At 44.1% G+C, this 20,635-nt stretch carries 21 protein-coding genes, 1 other RNA gene and 1 pseudogene; 9 read left to right on the forward strand and 14 right to left on the reverse strand.

Annotated elements, in window-relative coordinates:
* Positions 1-47: 47 nt before the first annotated feature.
* The 8 genes from ABXT60_RS08085 to ABXT60_RS08120 form a co-directional block, all read right to left on the reverse strand.
* Positions 48-509, reverse strand: a complete 462-nt coding sequence (locus ABXT60_RS08085; RefSeq protein ID WP_443629647.1) for a YcgN family cysteine cluster protein — start codon at positions 507-509, stop codon at positions 48-50.
* Between the two features lie 23 nt (positions 510-532).
* On the reverse strand, positions 533-832 hold the full coding sequence (locus ABXT60_RS08090; protein ID WP_443629648.1) for a YcgL domain-containing protein: 300 nt from the start codon (positions 830-832) through the stop codon (positions 533-535).
* Positions 829-1,947, reverse strand: coding sequence for a ribonuclease D (rnd, locus tag ABXT60_RS08095; protein WP_443629649.1), 1,119 nt, complete (start codon positions 1,945-1,947; stop codon positions 829-831). Before rnd ends, ABXT60_RS08090 begins: the two co-directional genes overlap by 4 nt.
* A gap of 2 nt (positions 1,948-1,949) precedes the next feature.
* Positions 1,950-2,561, reverse strand: a complete 612-nt coding sequence (gene recR / locus ABXT60_RS08100; RefSeq protein ID WP_443629650.1) for a recombination mediator RecR — start codon at positions 2,559-2,561, stop codon at positions 1,950-1,952.
* Between the two features lie 32 nt (positions 2,562-2,593).
* On the reverse strand, positions 2,594-2,920 hold the full coding sequence (locus tag ABXT60_RS08105; protein ID WP_443629651.1) for a YbaB/EbfC family nucleoid-associated protein: 327 nt from the start codon (positions 2,918-2,920) through the stop codon (positions 2,594-2,596).
* Positions 2,921-2,941: 21 nt separating this feature from the next.
* Positions 2,942-4,816: a DNA polymerase III subunit gamma/tau gene (gene dnaX / locus ABXT60_RS08110; protein WP_443629652.1), complete on the reverse strand. Its 1,875-nt coding sequence runs from the start codon at positions 4,814-4,816 to the stop codon at positions 2,942-2,944.
* A gap of 455 nt (positions 4,817-5,271) precedes the next feature.
* On the reverse strand, positions 5,272-6,162 hold the full coding sequence (locus tag ABXT60_RS08115; protein WP_443629653.1) for a DMT family transporter: 891 nt from the start codon (positions 6,160-6,162) through the stop codon (positions 5,272-5,274).
* A 252-nt stretch (positions 6,163-6,414) separates the two neighbouring features.
* Complete coding sequence (locus ABXT60_RS08120) at positions 6,415-7,020, reverse strand: tetratricopeptide repeat protein (protein WP_443629654.1); 606 nt, start codon at positions 7,018-7,020, stop codon at positions 6,415-6,417.
* Between the two features lie 284 nt (positions 7,021-7,304).
* Between ABXT60_RS08120 and ABXT60_RS08125 the strand changes: the two genes are divergently transcribed.
* Positions 7,305-7,538 carry a hypothetical protein gene (locus ABXT60_RS08125; protein ID WP_443629655.1) on the forward strand — a complete coding sequence of 78 codons (234 nt, stop codon included), beginning with the start codon at positions 7,305-7,307 and terminating at the stop codon, positions 7,536-7,538.
* 71 nt (positions 7,539-7,609) lie between these two features.
* Here ABXT60_RS08125 and ABXT60_RS08130 read toward each other — a convergent pair whose 3' ends face one another.
* The 4 genes from ABXT60_RS08130 to moaB all read right to left on the reverse strand — a co-directional run bounded on the left by ABXT60_RS08130 (position 7,610) and on the right by moaB (position 10,157).
* Positions 7,610-7,924 (reverse strand): DUF6538 domain-containing protein, encoded by a 315-nt coding sequence (locus ABXT60_RS08130; RefSeq protein ID WP_443629656.1) that lies wholly within the window; start codon positions 7,922-7,924, stop codon positions 7,610-7,612.
* Between the two features lie 82 nt (positions 7,925-8,006).
* Positions 8,007-8,103: signal recognition particle sRNA small type (gene ffs, locus ABXT60_RS08135), an RNA gene on the reverse strand.
* 276 nt (positions 8,104-8,379) lie between these two features.
* A complete protein-coding gene (locus ABXT60_RS08140; protein ID WP_443629657.1) occupies positions 8,380-9,612 on the reverse strand; it encodes a molybdopterin molybdotransferase MoeA in 1,233 nt (410 codons plus the stop codon).
* 5 nt (positions 9,613-9,617) lie between these two features.
* Positions 9,618-10,157 carry a molybdenum cofactor biosynthesis protein B gene (gene moaB / locus ABXT60_RS08145; protein WP_443629658.1) on the reverse strand — a complete coding sequence of 180 codons (540 nt, stop codon included), beginning with the start codon at positions 10,155-10,157 and terminating at the stop codon, positions 9,618-9,620.
* A gap of 279 nt (positions 10,158-10,436) precedes the next feature.
* Here moaB and ABXT60_RS08150 point away from each other — a divergent pair, with 279 nt between their 5' ends.
* The 6 genes and pseudogenes from ABXT60_RS08150 (at position 10,437) to ABXT60_RS08175 (ending at position 15,318) form a co-directional block, all read left to right on the forward strand.
* Complete coding sequence (locus ABXT60_RS08150; protein WP_443629659.1) at positions 10,437-11,810, forward strand: ABC transporter substrate-binding protein; 1,374 nt, start codon at positions 10,437-10,439, stop codon at positions 11,808-11,810.
* Positions 11,811-11,926: 116 nt separating this feature from the next.
* Positions 11,927-12,826 (forward strand): branched-chain amino acid ABC transporter permease, encoded by a 900-nt coding sequence (locus ABXT60_RS08155; protein WP_443629660.1) that lies wholly within the window; start codon positions 11,927-11,929, stop codon positions 12,824-12,826.
* Positions 12,826-13,800, forward strand: a complete 975-nt coding sequence (locus tag ABXT60_RS08160) for a branched-chain amino acid ABC transporter permease (RefSeq protein WP_443629661.1) — start codon at positions 12,826-12,828, stop codon at positions 13,798-13,800. The genes ABXT60_RS08155 and ABXT60_RS08160 overlap by 1 nt, the downstream gene beginning before the upstream one ends.
* Before the next feature lie 11 nt (positions 13,801-13,811).
* Positions 13,812-14,330: pseudogene (locus tag ABXT60_RS08165) on the forward strand (ABC transporter ATP-binding protein); the annotation flags it as partial.
* A gap of 99 nt (positions 14,331-14,429) precedes the next feature.
* Positions 14,430-14,564, forward strand: a complete 135-nt coding sequence (locus ABXT60_RS08170; protein WP_443632087.1) for a hypothetical protein — start codon at positions 14,430-14,432, stop codon at positions 14,562-14,564.
* A gap of 22 nt (positions 14,565-14,586) precedes the next feature.
* Positions 14,587-15,318, forward strand: coding sequence for an ABC transporter ATP-binding protein (locus tag ABXT60_RS08175; RefSeq protein WP_443629662.1), 732 nt, complete (start codon positions 14,587-14,589; stop codon positions 15,316-15,318).
* A gap of 134 nt (positions 15,319-15,452) precedes the next feature.
* Here ABXT60_RS08175 and ABXT60_RS08180 read toward each other — a convergent pair whose 3' ends face one another.
* On the reverse strand, positions 15,453-16,370 hold the full coding sequence (locus ABXT60_RS08180; RefSeq protein ID WP_443629663.1) for a Ppx/GppA phosphatase family protein: 918 nt from the start codon (positions 16,368-16,370) through the stop codon (positions 15,453-15,455).
* Positions 16,371-16,660: 290 nt separating this feature from the next.
* Here ABXT60_RS08180 and ABXT60_RS08185 point away from each other — a divergent pair, with 290 nt between their 5' ends.
* Entirely contained in the window at positions 16,661-17,920 is a 1,260-nt protein-coding gene (locus ABXT60_RS08185; RefSeq protein ID WP_443629664.1) for an ammonium transporter, read from the forward strand.
* A gap of 320 nt (positions 17,921-18,240) precedes the next feature.
* Here the strand turns inward: ABXT60_RS08185 and ABXT60_RS08190 are convergent, their stop codons facing one another.
* Positions 18,241-19,155, reverse strand: a complete 915-nt coding sequence (locus ABXT60_RS08190; protein ID WP_443629665.1) for a dihydrodipicolinate synthase family protein — start codon at positions 19,153-19,155, stop codon at positions 18,241-18,243.
* Positions 19,156-19,461: 306 nt separating this feature from the next.
* On the opposite strand from ABXT60_RS08190, the gene ABXT60_RS08195 reads away from it, so the two are divergent.
* Positions 19,462-20,607 (forward strand): GNAT family N-acetyltransferase, encoded by a 1,146-nt coding sequence (locus ABXT60_RS08195; protein ID WP_443629666.1) that lies wholly within the window; start codon positions 19,462-19,464, stop codon positions 20,605-20,607.
* Positions 20,608-20,635: the final 28 nt, after the last annotated feature.

Raw genomic sequence — 20,635 nt, forward strand, 5'->3', positions numbered from 1 at the left:
ACCTTAACACAATCTAACCACACTGCACTAAGCCATAGTGGGCGTTTTTACTCACCAAGTTGTTGAATTTCAATGATGTGTTCGCCCCAACGAGTCTCCGGCACTTTGGCTTCTGAGATGGCCCATTTGCGTACTGTCATGCCCGCTTTTACAGTAGACTTTGGGTCACCGGTAACAAGCGGATGCCAATCTGGCAAATCTTTTCCTGCAGATACACGCCTATAACCACAAGTTTCTGGCAACCAGTTGTAATCTGCCACATCATCGGGCGTCACTAAGGTGCAATCAGACACTTTATCTTGGCGTGTTTCATACACGCTGCACTTGCACGACTTAAGATCTAAGTATCGACACGCAATGCTGGTGTGGTACATCAATGGCACATCATCATCAATTAATTTTTGTAAACAACAGCGTCCACAGCCATCACAAAGGGATTCCCATTGCTGGCTGGTCATCTCTTTCGGTGTCGTTGTTTTCCAAAACCCATTTTGTGTTGAATCTTTCATAAAGTTTAGCTTACCAATAGTGATTAATAGGTAGGGTTAACTGGCGCTTTATACAGGTCTAACATGTATGGTTCACGCACTGGGGGCATTTGTAGATAGTAGCCCTTTTCATCAATGTCCGACAATATATCTTCGGCATTGGCTTTGGCTAATTTTCTACCCGCTGTGAGCAACATATCCATACGATGCTCAGGGATGCCAAACATAGCCAATAAGGCCTCTGGCACTTGGGTTAATGCTTTAGTTTTATCAACGTATAGGTACATTTCATCTTTCTTTTTGCTTCGATAAATGGAGCAAATAATACGTTTTTTGTTAATCATAGTGCCTCTTGGATCAAGTTATACTCGCTGGCAATAGCTTCAGCAAGAAACTCTTCTCTCCAGCCTTTCCAATTATTAGGTAAGCTAAATGGTTGTTTTTTGCGTAAGCCTTCAAATAATTCTAATAACTCTTTTTTACGGCCCATTAATTGTACTTGTACGGCGGCATTTTCAGCTTGATCTGTCACCACTTTATGCAAGCGCTTGTAATCTCTATTTTCATTCTTAGACAAAGGCTGTTGAACGCCTGGCAGCACTTCTGATGATGCCGCCATAATAGATAGCCATTGTTTTCCATAGCGCCTTAAACTGCTGGGCCGCATATCTTGGCACTGACCAATTTCATTTAGATCAGCGGGGTTCGTGCGCGCCATTTCAATAAGACTAGTGTCTTTGACAACAAAATTTTTAGGCCTGTTCTCACTGCGTGCCACGCCTTCTCGCCAGGCAGCTAGGGCACGAAGACGGCCTACAGATTTACCCTGCAAGCGCCATGCATTTTTCATTTGCGTATACGCCATCTCTGGGGCGATAGGTTGTTTAGCTTGTGCCAAGCGCTGCATGTCTTGCGAAAACCATTGCCAAACACCTTTGTCTTTTAAGCGTTGCGCTAAAATGTCATAACACTGCATCAGGTGAGCCACATCCATTGCCGCATAATGGCATTGGGAATCTCGCAATGGGCGTTGTAGCCAATCGGAACGGGTTTCACCCTTATCTACCGTCTCGCCTAACAAATCTAGAACTAAGCTTTGATAGCCAGGGGACAAACCCATATCTACAAAAGCAGCAGCTATTTGAGTGTCTGCCATGGGTGTAGGGCGCAATTCCAACCAATGCTGAAATAACTCTAGGTCTTCACTACAGGCATGCATCACCTTAAGGGTGTCTGGATCTGTCAATAATGTTTGCAGTGGCTGCCAATCGTCAATAGTTAGAGGATCGACTAGAAAGGTTTCTCCAGCGGCAGCAAGTTGCACAAGGCCTGGGATAGGGTAGAAAGTATCAACCCTCACAAACTCTGTATCTACTGCTATGGCAGGGGCCTGAATAAGGGTTTGGCAAGCCAGTTGAAGGCCTTCATTGGTATCGATATATTGGTAATTAGCGGACATAGTTAGGTGTAACTCTTACGGCCAGCAAAGGCGTGAGCCAATGTGCCGCCATCGACATATTCTAGTTCCCCACCAATGGGGACTCCATGAGCTATACGTGTAACATTAATAGCTTGGGTGCCTAGCTGCTGACGAATTAATTGGTGAATAAAATGGGCTGTAGCGTCGCCCTCTATGGTGGGATTAGTGGCAACAATTACTTCAGTGATATGGTCATCACTAAGACGGGAAATTAACGCGTCCAGTCCAAGTTCATTAGGCCCTATGCCATCCATTGGCGACAAATGACCCATCAATACAAAATATAACCCCTTAAAACCTGCCCCTTGTTCTATGGCCAACACATCAGCAGGTGTTTCCACAATACATAGCGTAGCAGGGTCACGCTCTGGCTGACGGCACATACGGCATACAGGCGTTTCGCTGTGGGTTCTGCACTGCTCACAGCGGCCCACTTGGTCAAGCGCCAGGTTCAAACTTTGCGCGAGTACCGCCCCGCCTTCACGGTTACGTTCTAGTATGTGCAGTGCCATGCGCTGGGCCGACTTACGGCCAACACCAGGCAAGCATCGCAGAGACTCAATAAGATCATCAATGAGGGGACTAAAAGACATGAACATTAAACCTATAGTTTGAGCTCAATTAATTAAAATGGCATTTTAAAACCGGCAGGCATACCCATACCAGCGGTCATATCAGACATGTTGCTCTGGCTTGCCTGCTCTACTTTACGCACTGCATCGTTAACCGCAGCAGCCAACAAGTCTTCTAACATTTCTTTGTCTTCAGACAACAAAGAATCATCTAATTCTACACGTTTTACGTCGTGTCGGCCTGTCATTACCACTTGCACCAAGCCTGCCCCAGCGACACCAATAAACTCCGCTTTGGCTAAGTCTGCCTGCGCCTGTTGCATTTGTTCCTGCATTTTTTGGGCTTGTTTCATGATGTTGCCCATGCCGCCTTTTAACATATTTATTTCTCGATAATTAGTCTAATTTTTAATCGGGTTAACAGGTAAAACACTGTTAATGTCTAACTGACCATTAAAAGCCGTGGTTAAACTGGCTACATTAGGGTCTTCTTGCAGTGACAAAATAGCGTGTTCTTGATGTTGCATTTCCCGCCTTTGGCGGCTAGCAAATGGAGTTTCAATTTCAGTTTGGCCAATGTCGATGGTCAACTTCAACTCACAACCAAACATGTCTTCCAGGGCTTGGCGAATGCGGCCTTGGTGAGCTGCGTTTAACATGCTGCTTTGACCCTGATCCAAGGTAAATTGTAGGTGTGTCCCTTGTCGCTGATTAAATACCATATTGGCTGCAATACCGTGGGTCATGCCAGATACATTAAGGTCGTTAAACACCTGCGTCCAGTTATTTTCGCTTAAATCGGCTAAGGTCCAATCGGTTTGTGGTTTGTCTAGGATCAGCTCTGCTGACATTACAGGCGGGTCTTGCACCGCTGATGTATCCTGCACGGCTAATACATCTTTCACAACTGGTGCCTCTTGCACTGGCATTAACGTGGCGTGTTGCTCCACAGGCAGCAGTTCTGATGCAGGCTGTTGTTGATACTCAGGCTCGTCTTCCCATGGCGGCGAGTCAACTGTAGGGGCAGCTATATCCTTAGACTTTTGCACTTCTTTGGGCACTTGATCAGGTTCGGGTTCGGGTTCAGGGTCAGATTCAGGGGCAAGTGCTGGTTCTGGCTGCATTACGACTGGCGATTCTAACCCGTGGGGCTTAGACTGGGCTACCATAGTGTTTATTTGACCAGCATGTTGCTGCGGTCTAAAGGCAAGCATACGCAGCAAAGCCATTTCGAACCCAGCTTGCAAATCTGGCGCTGCTTCTAAGTCTTTACGAGCCATAATACCCATTTGGTAAAATAGCTGCACATCTGCAGGGCTTATATTTTGGGCTAAATCTAGCACCTTAGATTTGTCAAACTGCACCGAAACAGGCGCATCTGGCAACACTTGGCAAATGGCCACTTGATGCAACAAACTAAGTAAATCTTCTAGGGCCACAGTAAAGTCCTGACCCTGCTCAGACAGTTCTGCAATAAGTTTCAGTAGCTCAGAAGCGTTACCCTGCTGTAATTGGCTAACAATGGCAACCACTTTACCCTGATCGATACTGCCCAACATTTGGTTAACAGAAGATTCGGTTAAGTCTCCACCACAAAAAGCGATAGCTTGGTCTGTAAGGCTCAAAGCATCACGCATACTGCCTTTAGCTGCGCGGCCAAGCTGCCACAATGAGGCTTCTGCAAAGGGGATGGCTTCGCTAGTAAGAACGTTGCGTAAATGCCCTGCCACCTGCTCGGCTGGCATATTTTTTAGGTTAAACTGCAAACACCTAGAAAGCACAGTAATGGGTAGTTTTTGCGGATCGGTAGTGGCTAAAAGAAATTTTACGTGAGGCGGGGGCTCTTCAAGAGTTTTAAGTAATGCATTAAAACTGCTGGTAGAGAGCATATGCACTTCGTCTATTAGGTAAACCTTAAAACGACCTCTTGTAGGCGCGTACTGCACGTTATCGAGGAGTTCCCGGGTATCTTCTACCTTGGTACGTGATGCTGCGTCTACCTCGATTAAATCAACAAACCGGCCTTCAGTAATTTCAACACAGCTAGAACATACGCCACAGGGGTTAGAGCTAACACCTTCTTCGCAATTAAGGCATCGCGCCAATATTCTAGCAATGGTTGTTTTGCCAACACCGCGGGTACCAGCAAACAAATAAGCATGGTGCAAGCGCTGTTCGTCTAAGGCATGAACCAAGGCACGTAAGACATGTTCTTGACCCACCATGGTGTGGAAATTTTGGGGCCGCCATTTACGGGCTAGAACCTGATATGCCATGCAGCGTGCACTCGCTCAATAAAAAAATAAACTGAAGAATCCTATTATAGGAGCCACGGGTAATTAAAGCTACCAACTCCCCTGCGAATCTAATCAACTGACACCCAGCGCAGCTGCCAACCACCCAAAACTAAAACAACAGATTACCTGCTACTCCTAACATTAAGTGGTTGGCATATGGCCACGTATAAACCTTTATCAGACTGACTAATCCATAAAAGGGTACTAAAAAAACACTGATTGTTAAAAGTGCGAGGGGATTGGGATCTCAGTTGTGGCTAACCATGGGGAGTAATAGTTTCTGCACAGGCAGGGCGAAAACACTCTAGGCTTCCGGGTGTAACATCAGATCAGTGAGTTGTGCTTTGGTGTAGGGTATCAACATGCGTAACCTTTCCATACCTGCATAGTAACGACCCAAATGTTCATTTAAACAAAATGCATGTTAAAACAGGTTATTGGTTAGCCTGCTCACGCATCAACATATAGTAGGTTGAGGCTACAATTATTGCCGAACCCAATAAGAATTTAAAGGTAATCACCTCGTCAAAAAACACAATACCTATGACTATTCCAAGAGGAATAGAAAGAAAGTGTAAAGGCGCAAGCATAGAAGCCTGAGCATACATATGGCTCTGAGCAAGAAAAAACTGCTGAAAACTTGCTAAAACACCTAAGACTATCAAAAGATAAAGAGAATCGGGGGTTGAAAGGCCGACCAAAGGTTCAAAGTCATTTAGAATGTAAGCTAATAACCCAGCAAGAATAACACCGGTAACATTATACCAAATAGCCGTTGAAACCGCCGGGTCTGTTCTTCCAAGCACACGCAAATAGACAAACATAAGCGCTGAAAAAAAGGCGCCAAGCAGCGCGTATAAAACACCCCATAAATTAAGCGCTGGTGTTAGGGGAAATATAAGAACCAAAACCCCAAAAAAACCCACCAAAACCGATACTAGACGTTTTAAACCCACTACTTCCCCAGCAATGATAACTGACAGGCCTGTGATAAAAATTGGCATAGTTTGCGACAAGGCTGTGGCTAAACTAATATCAAGGTTTATGACAGATAAAAACCACATCGTGAGCCCTAAAACACCAAAAATAGTTCTTAATGCAAGCCCACGTGTATTAGTAATACTAAGGAATTTAGAGCCCCTAGTATAAATGGCCAACGCAATTAATAGCGGAAGACAAAATAAATAACGAAAAAACAAGATTAAAAAGACAGAAAATTCTGGCTGAAGCACCTTTACGATACTGACTAAAAACAATGACATAACAATTTGACCAATTAGGTAAATTGCCCCCATTTTATGGTTATTTTGGTTAATGGTTGTCATTTTCCAATGGTTCTCAGGTCACATCAGAATAAGCATTTATTAATAAAAGAAATAATAAATACTCATTGCTTATTTAGGAAGCACAATCTTAACAGCTGACACCACACTAATGACAAATAATGTTAGGGTAGCTTAAAAATACTCGGGCGATGAAAGTCTTTTGAACCATCTTAATATCTCTTAAATCACACGATGTTAAGCACAATTTAATGCTAAGCCTTGGACCAAAAAACATCATCAAAACCTAACCTTCTAAAAGCACTGCGTATAACCACTCTTCAAGCAACGGCTGGACATGTCTTGTGCTTTACTGATGTCACCAGCACTCATTTCCTTGATGATATTTTTTTTAAGGCCTTGGGCTATCTCGTCCCCATTATGTGCAGCCAAGTCGAACCAGGCATAAGCTCGAATATTGTCTGAAAGCACTCCGTTGCCACTATAGTACATAAGCCCCACACTCGCCTGAGCCTCAGCAAACCCCTGTTCAGCAGCCAAGGTAAGCAACTTTAGCGCAGTCTTTGTGTCAGATGAGACCCCTTCACCTCTGGCGTACATGCCACCGAGTTCGTACTGAGCCTCGGCAAAGCCTTGCTCAGCAGCCAAAGTAAGCCATACCACAGCAGTGTTATCATTCTCTATTACGCCATTGCCTTTAGCGTACATTACCCCTACATTATTTTGCGCAATAACATGGCCCTGCTCAGCCAAAGGAATCCACTGCGCTAAAGCCGCTTTAAAGTCACCTGCGGCAAATGCCCTGAGCCCCATATCAAAACCAGTAGCAGAAGCAACAGCTACCCCACTAGTCAATAATACTGAAAAGGCTAAAGTGATTAATGATTTTTGTAGCTGCATCGAAACTTCCTCTGTTAGATAATAGCCTAAGTATACAGCATACAAAGGCGTATCTAGGGATTGTCGTTATGTATAATAGGTTCGCCTAGGGTAGGTAGATCATTGATTTAAAGACTGAGTCTAAGCGACAACTTTTAACTTCTCTACTCAAACTTGCTGGCCTACATTTAGTTTTAACTGTTGAAAAATTTTCCCTGAAACCATATTCTTCAGGCTTAAAGGTGTTTTTTAGGGCTCACACTTTTTAAGTGAGTGATCAGTTTAATTTTTTTAAGGAGGATAATATGAAATTCATGAGGTTTTTAATGATTGGCCTGTTAATAACTAACACCGCTTTTGCAGCAACAAATGCAAACAATTACCCAAAAGAAACTTGTCAGGAAATTTATAAAGCAATAGGAACCTTTCTTTATCTCGCAGATGTCCAGTGGAAACAAGGAAACGAAACAAAAGCCATTTTTTACTCAACCGCATCGGCTAATTACGCATCTATTTACCAAGCCGTATGTAAGAATTAAAACACATTATTTTTTAGTGCTCCGCTAAGATACAATTTAAAATCTTAATGGCCTAACCACTGCGCTATGGCTTAAGGTGCTTTTTTAGCTCGGCTTGGTTCTTCAGCACTTAGTGACAAGGCTGCTCCTGAGGCTTTATCAACCTTCTCATAGCCCCACTGAATTTTGCCCACATCTGCCACTTTTGAATCTGCACAGTCAAACAGTTCATCAGCCTGCTGAAGTAATTCAGCACACCTCATACCTGCTTGTCGTCTGCATTTTGTTTGCAACGAACGGCGGATGTAAGTCCGCTTAAGCTGAGCTTGAAGATGCAAAGGTACACGAATGCGAAAGTAATAAACGTGATGTCTTGAGGACTGAATGTAAGCTGAAGGATTAGCCATGTGTTCCACCATGTGGTCCCCTTGCTTTGATAAGCGTCTAAAATCAGCTAAATATCTATATAAATCAAGGAAATGGTGGTACCCCTATCAGCCACACCTCGGCACACGAATCCACCGCTGTGGCTGCTCCCTTCCAGGCCTGACCAGGTTTACGGTTTATCGTTGCGTGGGGACCAATAGGGCTACCATAACGATCACAATCGATCGATTGCGAGGACGGCATTATAGGCAAAAAGCCCCTGATTCTCAAGCCATTTGTGTAAAGATATTGCAATCATATCAGTCACCGAAGAGGGCCTTGGAGCAAACCTTACTGAGCTAATGTGGGTGTCATTACCAAAAGACCTGATGGCACAACCCACTCTAACTTTTGGTGTTGAACTGCTTAGCTTTACTACTAACGACTAGGCTGCTTAGTTAAAAAGACTTATCATTGAGGTGACGAGTGGGTTTAATCAAACACCGTAACTAGCATAAGGCAAAAACTCTACATCCTGCGCTTCATCACCACAAGTGTTGGCTTTAACTACCGCTAATCCATCGCCCTTCATTGCCGTAGTAAGCACCCCAGAATTTTGATTAGTCATGGCTTCTAGGGTTAGGCCTGCTTGTGCGCTAGGAACCAAACGAACACGCAGGTATTCTTGCCTTATACTTGGCTTTTTAGGTGGGTTAACTAAATGTGCACTAAGGCTGTGGCCATTGGTGTTAGTGCAGCCTTGAAGAGCTAATAAAAAAGGCCGTGCCATCACCATAAAAGTCACTAGAACACTAGCCGGATTGCCAGGCAAACCAAAAAACGGTGTTTGTTTTACGCTTCCAAAAGCCAGCGGTTTACCAGGTTTAATGGCTAATTTCCAAACATCCAATTGGCCCAAGGTTGTTACTGCAGCTTTGACATGGTCTTCCTCACCCTCAGAAACACCGCCACTAGTAATAATGATATCGGCGGAATCTGCTGCCAAAGCAAGAGCTGTCTCTGTCGTTGACTGCTCATCTGTAATAATGCCCATGTCGACTAATTCCATGCCCAGCTGATCTACTAAACCTGCCAACAAGAACCGATTGGAATTATAAATCTGGCCTGGCTTTAACGCTTGGCCGGGGTTCACCAGCTCACTTCCAGTAGACGCAATAGCCACTTTTAATGGTCGATAGACGTTTACATGCTCTACCCCCATGGATGCCAACACACCTAAATGTCTGGCTTCTAACTTAACGCCAGCTTCACACACTAGCTGCCCTTCCACCACATCTTGGCCTGAGGGGCGAATGAATTGACCCCATTTTTGGCCTTGTTCTAAAGCACTTGATCGTATTCGTACACCGCCGTCTACAATCTCAATATCTTCCTGAATAACAACAAGCTCTGTATTTTCTGGCACTTCAGCACCAGTAAACACTCGGGCACAGGTTTGCGCTTTTAAGGTATGTGGCACTTGCCCTGCGGCTATGCGCTGACTCACAGGAATAATGTCTAAGTTTAAGTCCTCTACTCGCATGGCATAGCCGTCCATGGCACTGTTGTCCGCAGGAGGCACGTTTACCAAAGAAACCACTGGCTCACTCAACACACGTCCGCGGGCATGAAACAAAGGCACGCTTTGCGCAGTTAGCATACACCTTGCAGATGACATGATTTGTTGCCGCGCTGCAGAAACGCTGGTAAGGCTCGTTTTTTTATCCATACTAGCTACTGCGCTGTGTGCTGGGCAGAGGAGTGAAAGGTCACCATTTCCACAAAATTACAGGGCTTGTGCCGGCTGTCTAACTGCTGCTCAATAATGCCATCCCATGCAGTACGGCAGGCACCCGTAGACCCTGGAATACTAAAAATCACGGTGCGGTTAGCCACTCCAGCAATAGTACGAGATTGTATGGTAGAAGTGCCAACTTCAGCATATGAAAGGCTTCTAAATAGCTCACCAAAACCTTCGATAACTTGATCAAATAGGGGTAACAGTGCATCAGGGGTGGTGTCTCTAGCGGTAAATCCAGTTCCCCCTGTGACGAGCACCGCATGAACATTACTATCAGCCACCCACATACTTACTGCTGCACGTATTTGATACACATCATCTTTAACAATGGAGTGCTGCGCTAAGCTGTGTCCAGCACCTTGCAAACGCTCAATAAGCGTTGCACCCGATTTATCGGTTGCTAAAGTACGCGTGTCTGAGACAGTTAACACGGCAATGTTAATAGGTTTCTGTGGCGTGGTGGCGCTAGTCATGGGATAGGTCTCTTATTTATGGCTAAAGAGTGAAAAAATATCCTGGTTAGTATACAGACTGTTTGATCTAGATTGTATATTTGCTAGCCGTTACCCTTATTGCTCATATTAATGATCTTAATGTTACAACTTTAGTTGCAACGACTTTAGTCTCATTCACTAAGGTCTAATTTCTAATACCTACCAATTCTCTAGACTAGGTTCCAACCTAGAAGCACATCTGCATTAACTGTTGGCAGTGCTGATCTTGGTTCAACAAGAATAAATTGGAGTTTTGCCATGACAGATGTAAAATCTGAAAACACAAATCACAAAGCTGGCTGGTCTCGCCGCGATGTGTTGAAAGCCACGTCAGCTGGAGCCGCAGCAGGCGTTACACCTATGTTCTTTACTCAAAATGCATGGGCAGAAGAAGCACTTGGTAACTACCCAGTTAAGGGTAGCGAAGTTGTACTTGGTTTTAATGTACCCCAAACAGGTGCATACGCAGACGAAGGCGCTGATGAATTGCGTGCCTACAAGCTAGCTGTAAAGCACTTGAACAATGGTGGCGGCATGCTCGACACCCTTAAGCCAAGCAAATTGACTGGCAACGGCATTTTAGGCAAAAAGGTGACTTACGTTACCGGTGATACACAAACCAACGCTGATGCCTCTCGTACTTCTGCTCGCCGCATGATTGAGCGTGACAAAGTAATTATGGTTACTGGTGGTTCTTCTTCGGGTATCGCCATTGCTCAACAGTACCTATGTAACGAATTAGGCATTATCTTTATGTGTGGTTTGACTCACTCAAACGACACTACAGGTAAGGACAAGCAGCGTTATGGCTTCCGTCACTTCTTCAACGCCCACATGACAGGTAAGGCACTGTCTCCTGTACTAAGCAAAGAATATGGCAAAGACCGTCGTGCTTTCCACTTAACTGCCGACTATTCTTGGGGCCACACCCAGCAAGAGTCTATGCAAGAGTTTACCGAGAAAGAAGGTTGGTCAACTGCAGGCAACATCATGACGCCTTTGAAGACTACTGACTTCTCTCAGTACTTGTCTCAGGTATTGAACTCTGATGCAGACGTACTAATTTTGAACCACTACGGCGCGAACATGGTTAACTCATTAACCAACGCTGTAAACTTCGGCATGCGTGACATGCAAAAGAACGGTAAGAACTTAGAAATCGTAGTGCCTTTATATAGCCGTTTAATGGCTAAAGGTGCCGGTTCTGCCAACATCGATGGTGTGTTAGGCACCTCAGGTTGGAACTGGGCTCTACAAGATGAAGGTTCTAAAGTGTTTGTTAAAACCTTTACTGATGAATATGGCTTTCCACCTTCACAGGCGGCTCACACCTGTTATGTACAGACTCTTTTGTATGCTAACGCTTGTGAAATGGCCGGAACTTTCTACCCACCAGAAGTCATTAAAGCCCTTGAAGACTTTAAATTCACTGGCGCTGGCAACGGTGAAACTTTATACCGTGGTTCTGATCACCAGTGTATTAAAAACATCTTGGTTATGCAGGGTAAGTCACCTGCTGCGCGCACCAGCGAGTTTGACTATCTACAGATCGTTGATGAAGTGGATGCTAAAACTGTTGACTATGATCCAGCCATCTTTGGCGGTGAACTAGGTCCATACGTACCAGCCTAAACTGTATGTAGTGACCAATACGGGCCAGTATTACGCTGGCCCGTTTTTATTTTATTTAGACTATACTAAAAAAACAACATGATTTTGTTACAGCAACCAAAGGGAGTATCTCCACAATGGATATGACGCTCAACGCTTTTACCCTTTCTATTTTAACCGGCTTACAGCTGGGTTCTATATACGTGCTCATCGCTTTGGGCCTCACTCTTATTTTTGGCACTTTGGGCGTAGTTAACTTTGCCCATGGAGCCTTATACCTCATTGCTATTTATTTAGCTGTGAGCATTAACAATGCTCTAGGCTTTGGCCTGGCGCTCATCCTCGTGCCCCCTATCCTATTTATTATCGGGGTACTCTTGGAGCGTGGATTAATTCAACGTTTTTACGACCGCCCTCACACTGATCAGATTTTAGTGACTTTTGGCTTAGCCATCGTTATACAAGAGCTTCTGAAGTGGGCGTTCGGTGCTAACAACATACCCTTTTCTATCCCTAGTTGGGGTAACGGTATCATCTTCATGCATGATTACCTGCCATTCTTAGAAGGATTTGTAGTGTATCCAAAGTGGCGCATGATATTAGTTGTGGTAGCCATTGTTACTGTATCAGCCGTATTTGCTCTATTGCACCTCACACGGTTTGGTTTAGTAATTCGTGCAGGAATGCGCGATGCAGAAATGTTGCAATTCCTTGGGGTTAACATTAACCGCCGCTTTATGGTGGTGTTTGGCCTAGGTGCCATGATTGCAGGTATTGCTGGTGTATTCGGCGGCCCAGTAACTCAGGTATCACCAGAAGTAGGCATGCAATTACTTGTGCCCTCGTTCTTAATCGTAGTTATTGGCGGCATGGGCTCCTTAGGTGGTGCTGTATTGGCCAGTATATTAATTGGTATGGCACAAAGTTTTACCGCACCTTATATCTACATTAATACCATTATTATTTACCTAATCACCGTTATCATTTTATTGGTCCGCCCACGTGGTTTGTTAGGTGCCAAAGGAGTATTTGAATAATGACCACTCAAAATAACTTTTGGCAACACAACAGAACAGTGTTGATTTTCGCCTTGATCGCTTTAACAATGCCTTTTTGGTTCCCACTGATGGGGGGTTATTCAGGCTTAGATACGAAGATCATGATCTTTTGTATTTTTGTTGTAGGTTTTGATATTTTGCTTGGCTTTACTGGTTATTTGTCGTTTGGACACGCAGCCTTTTTTGGTATTTCTGCTTACGTTACAGGCATTATGTTAAAGAGTTTCTCTGACAACATTATTCCAGCCATATTGGTGGCTGTATTAGCCGCCACTGTCGTTGCAGTAATTATTGGCTTACTAACGTTAAAAAGAACAGGTATTTACTTTTCTATTCTTACCTTAGCCTTTGCAGAAATGTTCGACTCTATGGCCATGTCTATGTTGCAAAAATGGACTGGTGGCGAAAACGGTTTAACCGGCATGCCTACGCCCATGTTGTTTAACTTAAAAATGCAGGGCGACACCGTATTTTACTTTGTGACACTTATGGCTATTTTATTATTTTACTTGGCCAAACGTATTGAGCGCTCACCCGTAGGCTTAATGATGAAAGCGATCAAGTGCAACCAAACACGGTTGGAGTTTACCGGCATTAATGCCCGTAAATACAAGTTATTAGCCTTCGTAATAAGTGCTGTTTATGCCGCCATCGCAGGTGCGTTGATGGTCGTTTATGAACCTTTTGTAGGCCACGAATTCCTTGGCTGGCATCAGTCTGGTGAAATCGTCATCATGTCTGTTATCGGCGGCGTAGGCACTCTGGTTGGGCCAATGTTAGGTGCAGGGTTCATGCTGTATTTTGAGAACGTGTTGTCGGTAAACTTGGGAGAACAGTGGTTACTTGTTTTAGGTGCAATCTTTATGGCTGTTGTCATCTTTATGCCAGGTGGTTTTATGGAAGGCATCGCCCGCCTCAAAAAACGTTATTTCACCACTGTTGATGGCGAATAAGGAACTGAATCATGGCTATATTAGATATACATCAAGTATCCTTAAGTTTTGGTGGTTTAAAAGCCTTACAAAACGTTAATTTAAAAATCGAAAAAGGCACTACACACGCTCTTATTGGGCCCAATGGTGCAGGCAAGTCAACCTTACTAAATGTGTTAACCGGCATGCTTAAGCCTGATGACGGTTCAGTAATGTTTGATGGCAAACCCTTGCTTAATGTTAACTCTTACGACATTAACCAACTGGGCATTGCTAAAGTATTCCAAACACCAGCAATTTTTCCAGAAATGACCGTGTTACAAAACGTAACTATTCCAGTGTTTGCTGCTAGAGATGGGTCCTTTAACCTAAATATGTTTGAGGGCCGAAGCAAACAACGCCCTCTTATTGAGTTTGCAGAACAACAAATCTGTGAACTAGGGTTAGAAAATCACATGCACTCCATGGCAGGAAGCCTATCACGAGGCGATAAGCGTCGTTTGGAGATGGCAATTTGTTTGGCGAATAAGCCGCGCCTATTATTACTCGATGAACCCACCGCTGGAATGGCTCGCCATGAAACAGAGAAAACTATTGAGTTGCTGAAAAGTATGCAAGATGGCATCACTAAAGTAATTGTTGAGCATGACATGAACGTGGTCTTTTCATTGGCTGAAAAGATTTCTGTGCTCGCTCAAGGCCAAATTATTGCTGAAGGCTCTCCAGACGAAATTAAAGGCCACCCCAAAGTTATTGAAGCCTATCTTGGCGAAGCTCAAGTTTAATAAGGTTATAAGGAAGCATACTATGAACCAAAGTAAACCAGACGCGCCTCAGTCCTTCTTCTCTTGCAGGGAGCTTAACGCTTTTTATGGCGAAAGCTACGTAGTGCAGGGCGTATCTTTTGATATACCTGAAGGTGACATTGTGGCCTTACTTGGCCGCAACGGTGCAGGCAAAACCTCTACCCTTAGAGCTATAGCAAGGGCCGCACAACCGGCTGTTAGCAGTGGTGAAATTTGGCTAAACGGCCAACCTTTGCACACCATGAAAGCCTTTGAAGCAGCACGTGTAGGTGTGCAGCTAGTGTGTGAAGATCGACGCATCATTCCAGGTGTTACGGTAGAAGAAAACTTAATCTTAGCCCAGATTGCCCAACCACTGGGCTGGCCTCTGGAAAAGATTTACGGGTATTTCCCCAAACTAGAGGAAAGGCGTAAGCAGGAAGCGTCCTCACTGTCTGGTGGTGAACAGCAGATGCTAGCGCTTGCTCGTGCTTTGGCGCGAGATGTAAAACTACTGCTGTTGGATGAGCCTTATGAAGGTTTAGCACCTGTCATCGTGCAAGAAATTGAACGCATGCTCAAAGAAGTTAAATCTATGGGCATTACCACTATTATCGTTGAACAAAATGCTGTGGCAGCTCTCAAATTGGCTGACCATGCCATTATCATCGATACAGGCGAAATTGTGTTCACTGGCACAGCTCAGGAAGTGCTTGATAACAAAGCACTCCGTGAAGAGTACCTAGCGGTTTAATAACCAGCTGCCAATGCAAGGAATGAGGGAACGTTATTACTCCCCCCCTCATTCCTTATTTATTAAAGCCAATAAAATTATTGGCTTTTTTGTCTATTTAGCCACGCAAAGTTGTTGTATAAATTACCCAGCTATTAAGTGTCAGGCTGCAGCGCTCGTAACAGTACTCCCTCGCGCAAAGCCCCAGAAGAAAAATAAATCCGATCTAATTTTAAGCTCAGCATAATGCCTTTAAGTATGGCATAACCTGCTGGCAGCACTTCGCCTCTGTCTGCTCGCAAACCCTCTATATAAATATCATCCAGATGGTCAAAGGCTAATAGCTGCTGTTCAATTTTAGCCATTGAAGCCAAATCTAAATAAGGCATATTGTCCTCTTCCAAAGCACTCAGCGCGGCTAATGCTTTTAATGTCCCCGAGGAACCAATACACACTTCCCAACCATCCCAAAGGTCACTTAAAGACGATTGCTCAATAATGTTTTGGGCTGCTTCAACTGCATTTTGTATGTAGCGCTGTTTAATTTTTCGTTGCCCAAAAAATTGGCAACTAAAAGCAACACAACCCATAGGGAAGCTCTGCAAACGTTGAGGATAATGTTGACCTAATATCAGTTCTGTACTGCCACCACCAATGTCAATTACCAATTTATTAAGCTTCTGGGAGTGTGTATCAACCCATTCACCCACCACACCAGAAAAGATTAATGACGCTTCTTCTTCTCCGGTAAGTATGCGTATTGGTACACCCAATATGGCCTGCGCTGTATTGATAAACTCAGCACTATTTTTTGCCACTCTTAATGTATTAGTAGCAACCACATGACGATTATTGATCGCAACCTCTGATAATTTAGGGGCCAAACGCTGTAAACAATCTAACCCCCTATCCATGGCCTCTTGGCTAAGGAAACCCTCGTCGTTAAGACCTGCAGCCAACTGAACTTTTTCACCAGCCCTACTAACAACACGATAGGGAGACTCACACGTGTCCACTAAAGTGACATGAAAGCTGTTAGAACCAAGGTCAATGGCGGCAACTAAGTAGGTCAATGTGCGTAATCCAAAAATACAGATTTATCAGTGTATCAAACAAAGCTTAATAGGCCAATTGTGACTGCATTTCTCAATAACAGCGTCAACTATACTGACACTCATTGTGTTCGCTCCATATTAGTGCAAACACACTTTAAACCTATTTTAAATGCACCATAAATGGTGCGTACGGTTTTATTAAATAGCTTAAATAAATACGTATCTTACTGTTTTTTATGGGATTTATTAGCTTGGCACGATAATCGCAATAGTGAGTTGAGTAATCACAACAACTTACCGAGATCCCCATGGAAAATAACTTATATGAACTCCAGTTTGCCCTGGATACTTTTTACTTTTTAATTTGTGGCGCTTTAGTCATGTGGATGGCTGCCGGTTTCGCTATGTTAGAAGCTGGGCTGGTGCGCAGCAAAAACACAACAGAAATCCTGACCAAAAACTTTGCTCTATTTTCCATTGCTTGTGTCATGTACCTAGTAGTGGGTTATCAAATTATGTATGGCGGTGGTTGGCTTTTAAGTGGTATTGAGACCATTGATACCGATCAAGTATTAGCCGACTCGGCCGCAGAAGGATTTGGTGGTGGCTCAGTCTACTCTGCTGCATCAGACTTCTTCTTTCAAGTTGTATTTGTCGCAACAGCCATGTCCATTGTGTCTGGCGCTGTAGCAGAGCGGATGAAACTATGGTCATTTTTAGCCTTTACCGTAGTAATGACTGGGTTCATCTACCCCATGGAAGGCGCATGGACTTGGAATGGTGAAGACGTATTTGGCTGGTATAACCTTGGCGAACTCGGTTTTTCAGACTTTGCAGGCTCAGGCATTGTGCACATGGCAGGCGCTGCTGCTGCTTTATCTGGCGTGCTTCTGCTTGGTGCACGAAAAGGCAAGTATGGCGCCAACGGACAAATTAAAGCTATCCCCGGGGCTAACCTACCCATGGCTACGTTAGGAACCTTTATCCTATGGATGGGATGGTTTGGCTTTAATGGTGGTTCCGTTCTTAAGCTCGGTGATATTAACTCAGCTCACTCGGTTGCTATGGTATTTCTTAACACCAACGCTGCCGCCGCTGGTGGTGCGATCGCTGCACTGGTACTCGCCCGCATTAAGTTTGGCAAAGCCGATCTTACCATGATGCTTAACGGTGCTTTAGCTGGATTAGTAACCATTACCGCCGAACCTTCTACCCCCACTGCACTAGAAGCCAGTCTTTTTGGTGCCCTAGGTGGCGTACTCGTAGTATTTAGTATTCTGGCCTTGGATAAACTCAAATTAGACGACCCTGTCGGTGCAATTTCGGTGCATGGTAGTGCTGGTTTGCTGGGTCTTATGCTAGTACCTGTAACCAACTCAGGTGCCACCTTTATGGGACAAATCATCGGTGCAGCTACCATTTTTGTTTGGGTATTCGGCGTCAGCTTTGTGGTGTGGTTTGTCATCAAAAAACTAATGGGCATTCGAGTTACAGATGAAGAAGAAGACAAAGGTGTAGACATTATTGAGTGTGGCATGGAAGCCTACCCAGAGTTCACTAGCCGATAATTAACATGCATTATCGACCTTTGACCAAGGCCTATTCGTATTGCGAGTAGGCCTTTTTGCTCTATAAATTAATTCTTTTACCTCAAACAGTGAGCGTCAGCAAAGCTTAGCCATGCTTAAGTAGCCTTAAAGCATCGTATAGCACAGCTTGCACTTTATGCCCCACTCGCGCTGAGGTCCAACAGCTGAAGCTAATTTTGCCTCAGACCAGACATGTCAACTTGACCTAAATGTTGACTCTCAGGTAGTGGCAGATGAAATAATTCATCATTGAATTAGGTGCTGTTTATGCAAGGTACCCTGTTTGCATTCCCATGATTTTATGCGTCAGTAGAATAGTTACAAATTTGTGCAATGGTACTTTTAACAGTGCGCACAGTGACTTCAAACTCTCTTTTGAGTTCATTATTCATGTCTTGCAAAGGTTTCCGCACGGGGCCTGCAGTCATGCCCTCTAGCTGACAACCATATTTGATGCCCTGAACAAATTTCCCACCTTGCTCAAGGGTTTGCATTAGTGGTAACAACGCCTCCATTATCTTTCGGCCTTTAACAAAATCATGTTCCACTGCACAAGCGTGGTAGAGCGCATAGTGTTCTTTGGGTAAAAAGTTAGCAGCACCGGCAACCCAACTCTGAGCTCCCCAAGCAAAAAATTCTAACGCCTGATCGTCCGTACCGCAGCTGAGTTGAATATGGGGAAAACGACTCGCCAATAAATGCAACCGGTTAATGTCGCCACTACTTTCTTTAATCGCACAAAAATTAGGCCGCACGCTTAACTGCTCTATACACACCTCGTCTAGCGGCGCACCTGTGCGGTCAGGAAAGTTATACAACATAATAGGTAAATCAGTGGCTCGCTCTACTGCTAAACAATGGCTTACCAATTCCTCGGATGTAGGGATGGCGTAATAAGGAGTGCCCAATAACAGGCAATCTACACCTACTTTATTTGCCTGTTGAGCAAAGTAAACCGCATCTTCTGTGCGTAACGCCCCCACACCAGCAATTAATGGCACGCGGCCACCTATGGCCTCTTTCGCGAGAGTGAAGGTGCGTACTCGTTCAGCTTTGTCCAAAGCATAATATTCACCTGTGGTACCACCTACAATAATGCCCTGCATCCCCGAGGAGATGACGCCCTCTATAATTGCAGCAAAACCTGCTTCATTAATTGAAAAATCGTCATTAAAAGGAGTAATGATGGGGACATATATACCATTGAATTGCATAGTAATCTCGTATTGTAAAATTGTCTAAATTCATCTGGATCTAACTAGAGCCATTCATTACTGTTAGTTTAGAACCGGTGAAGCTACTGGGTCAAATAGCCTATTAACTAAGGCATGACATAGGTAACGTTATATTAGGCCGATGCTGACGTTATCAGTTTATGCATTAAATTTCCACAGGGCCCTTTAATAAGTGAGAAAATCATCGTTAACGTCACCTTACCACTGTAGTAATTCATAGTGTTATTGTATGCTCACTCTAGCATTATCCATTTTCACGCTTTAGCTACCCTTGTGCCACATTTCATGCAACTTCATATTCACCCCAGCACCCTTAAATTAGGCCAAAGTCATTGGCAGCAATACCTTTCTCGTGCGGCGGATCCTTTTAGCCACTATGCGTTTCATGCTGCCTTAGAGCAAAGCGGCAGCGTAGGTGACGAAAGCGGTTGGCAGCCTTTACACCTTGAAATTACAGAACACGGCCTGCCCCTTGCACTTATACCTAGCTATGTTAAAACTCATTCTCGGGGAGAGTATGTATTCGACTTTGAATGGGCAAATGCTTATCATCGCTATGGTTTAGAATATTACCCTAAGCTTATTAGTGCAGTTCCTTTTACGCCCTGTGCTGGCCCACGAATATTGCTAGCTGAAGGTGCAGATTTGACCAAGGTTCTTACCTTTTTGAGCCAGCAATTACCCCACTTGTGCGCTCAGTTAAAGTTAAGCAGCTGGCATTGGTTGTTTGCTCAAAAACCCGATTGGCAACCTGCTAAAGAGCAATCATGGCATCAACGCTCTGGCTGCCAATATCATTGGTACAATGAGCACTATAATGAATTTGCAGACTTTACTGCCAGGCTTACCTCACGCAAGCGAAAGTCCATCAATAAAGAACGCAGAATGATTGCTGAACAAGGCATTACATTTACCTGGCAACAAGGTAGTGATATTAGTCTACAAGCCTTGAAAGAGTTTTATGCCTGCTATCAGAGCACTTACTTGAAACGCAGCCAACAAGGTTATTTAACCTATGAATTCTTTTGTCAGTTACTCACTCAAATGCCAGAAAACCTATTTCTGGTGACCGCATCAAATCAACAATCCCCCCTCGCCTATGCACTTTTTTTTGTTGACGATCAAACACTTTATGGGCGTTATTGGGGTTGTTTTGAAGAAATAGATTTTCTCCACTTTGAAACCTGTTATTACCAAGGCATTGATTATTGCATTGCAAAAGGTATTCCCCATTTTGATGCAGGCGCCCAGGGTGAGCATAAACTTGCCCGTGGATTTGTACCTCAGCATACCCATTCTTACCACTATTTAGCAGAACCTGGTTTTAATGATGCGATTAAACAGTACTGTGAAACAGAAGCTAAACAAATAGAAGAATACATGAAATGGGCAAAAACAGCATTGCCTTATAAAGAACAAGAGAATGATTGACCTTTTAGTCATGAACCACTCATAACTT

Origin of the sequence: Candidatus Njordibacter sp. Uisw_056 (genome assembly GCF_047730085.1) — a bacterium.
Classification (GTDB): Bacteria; Pseudomonadota; Gammaproteobacteria; order Pseudomonadales; family Balneatricaceae; genus Njordibacter.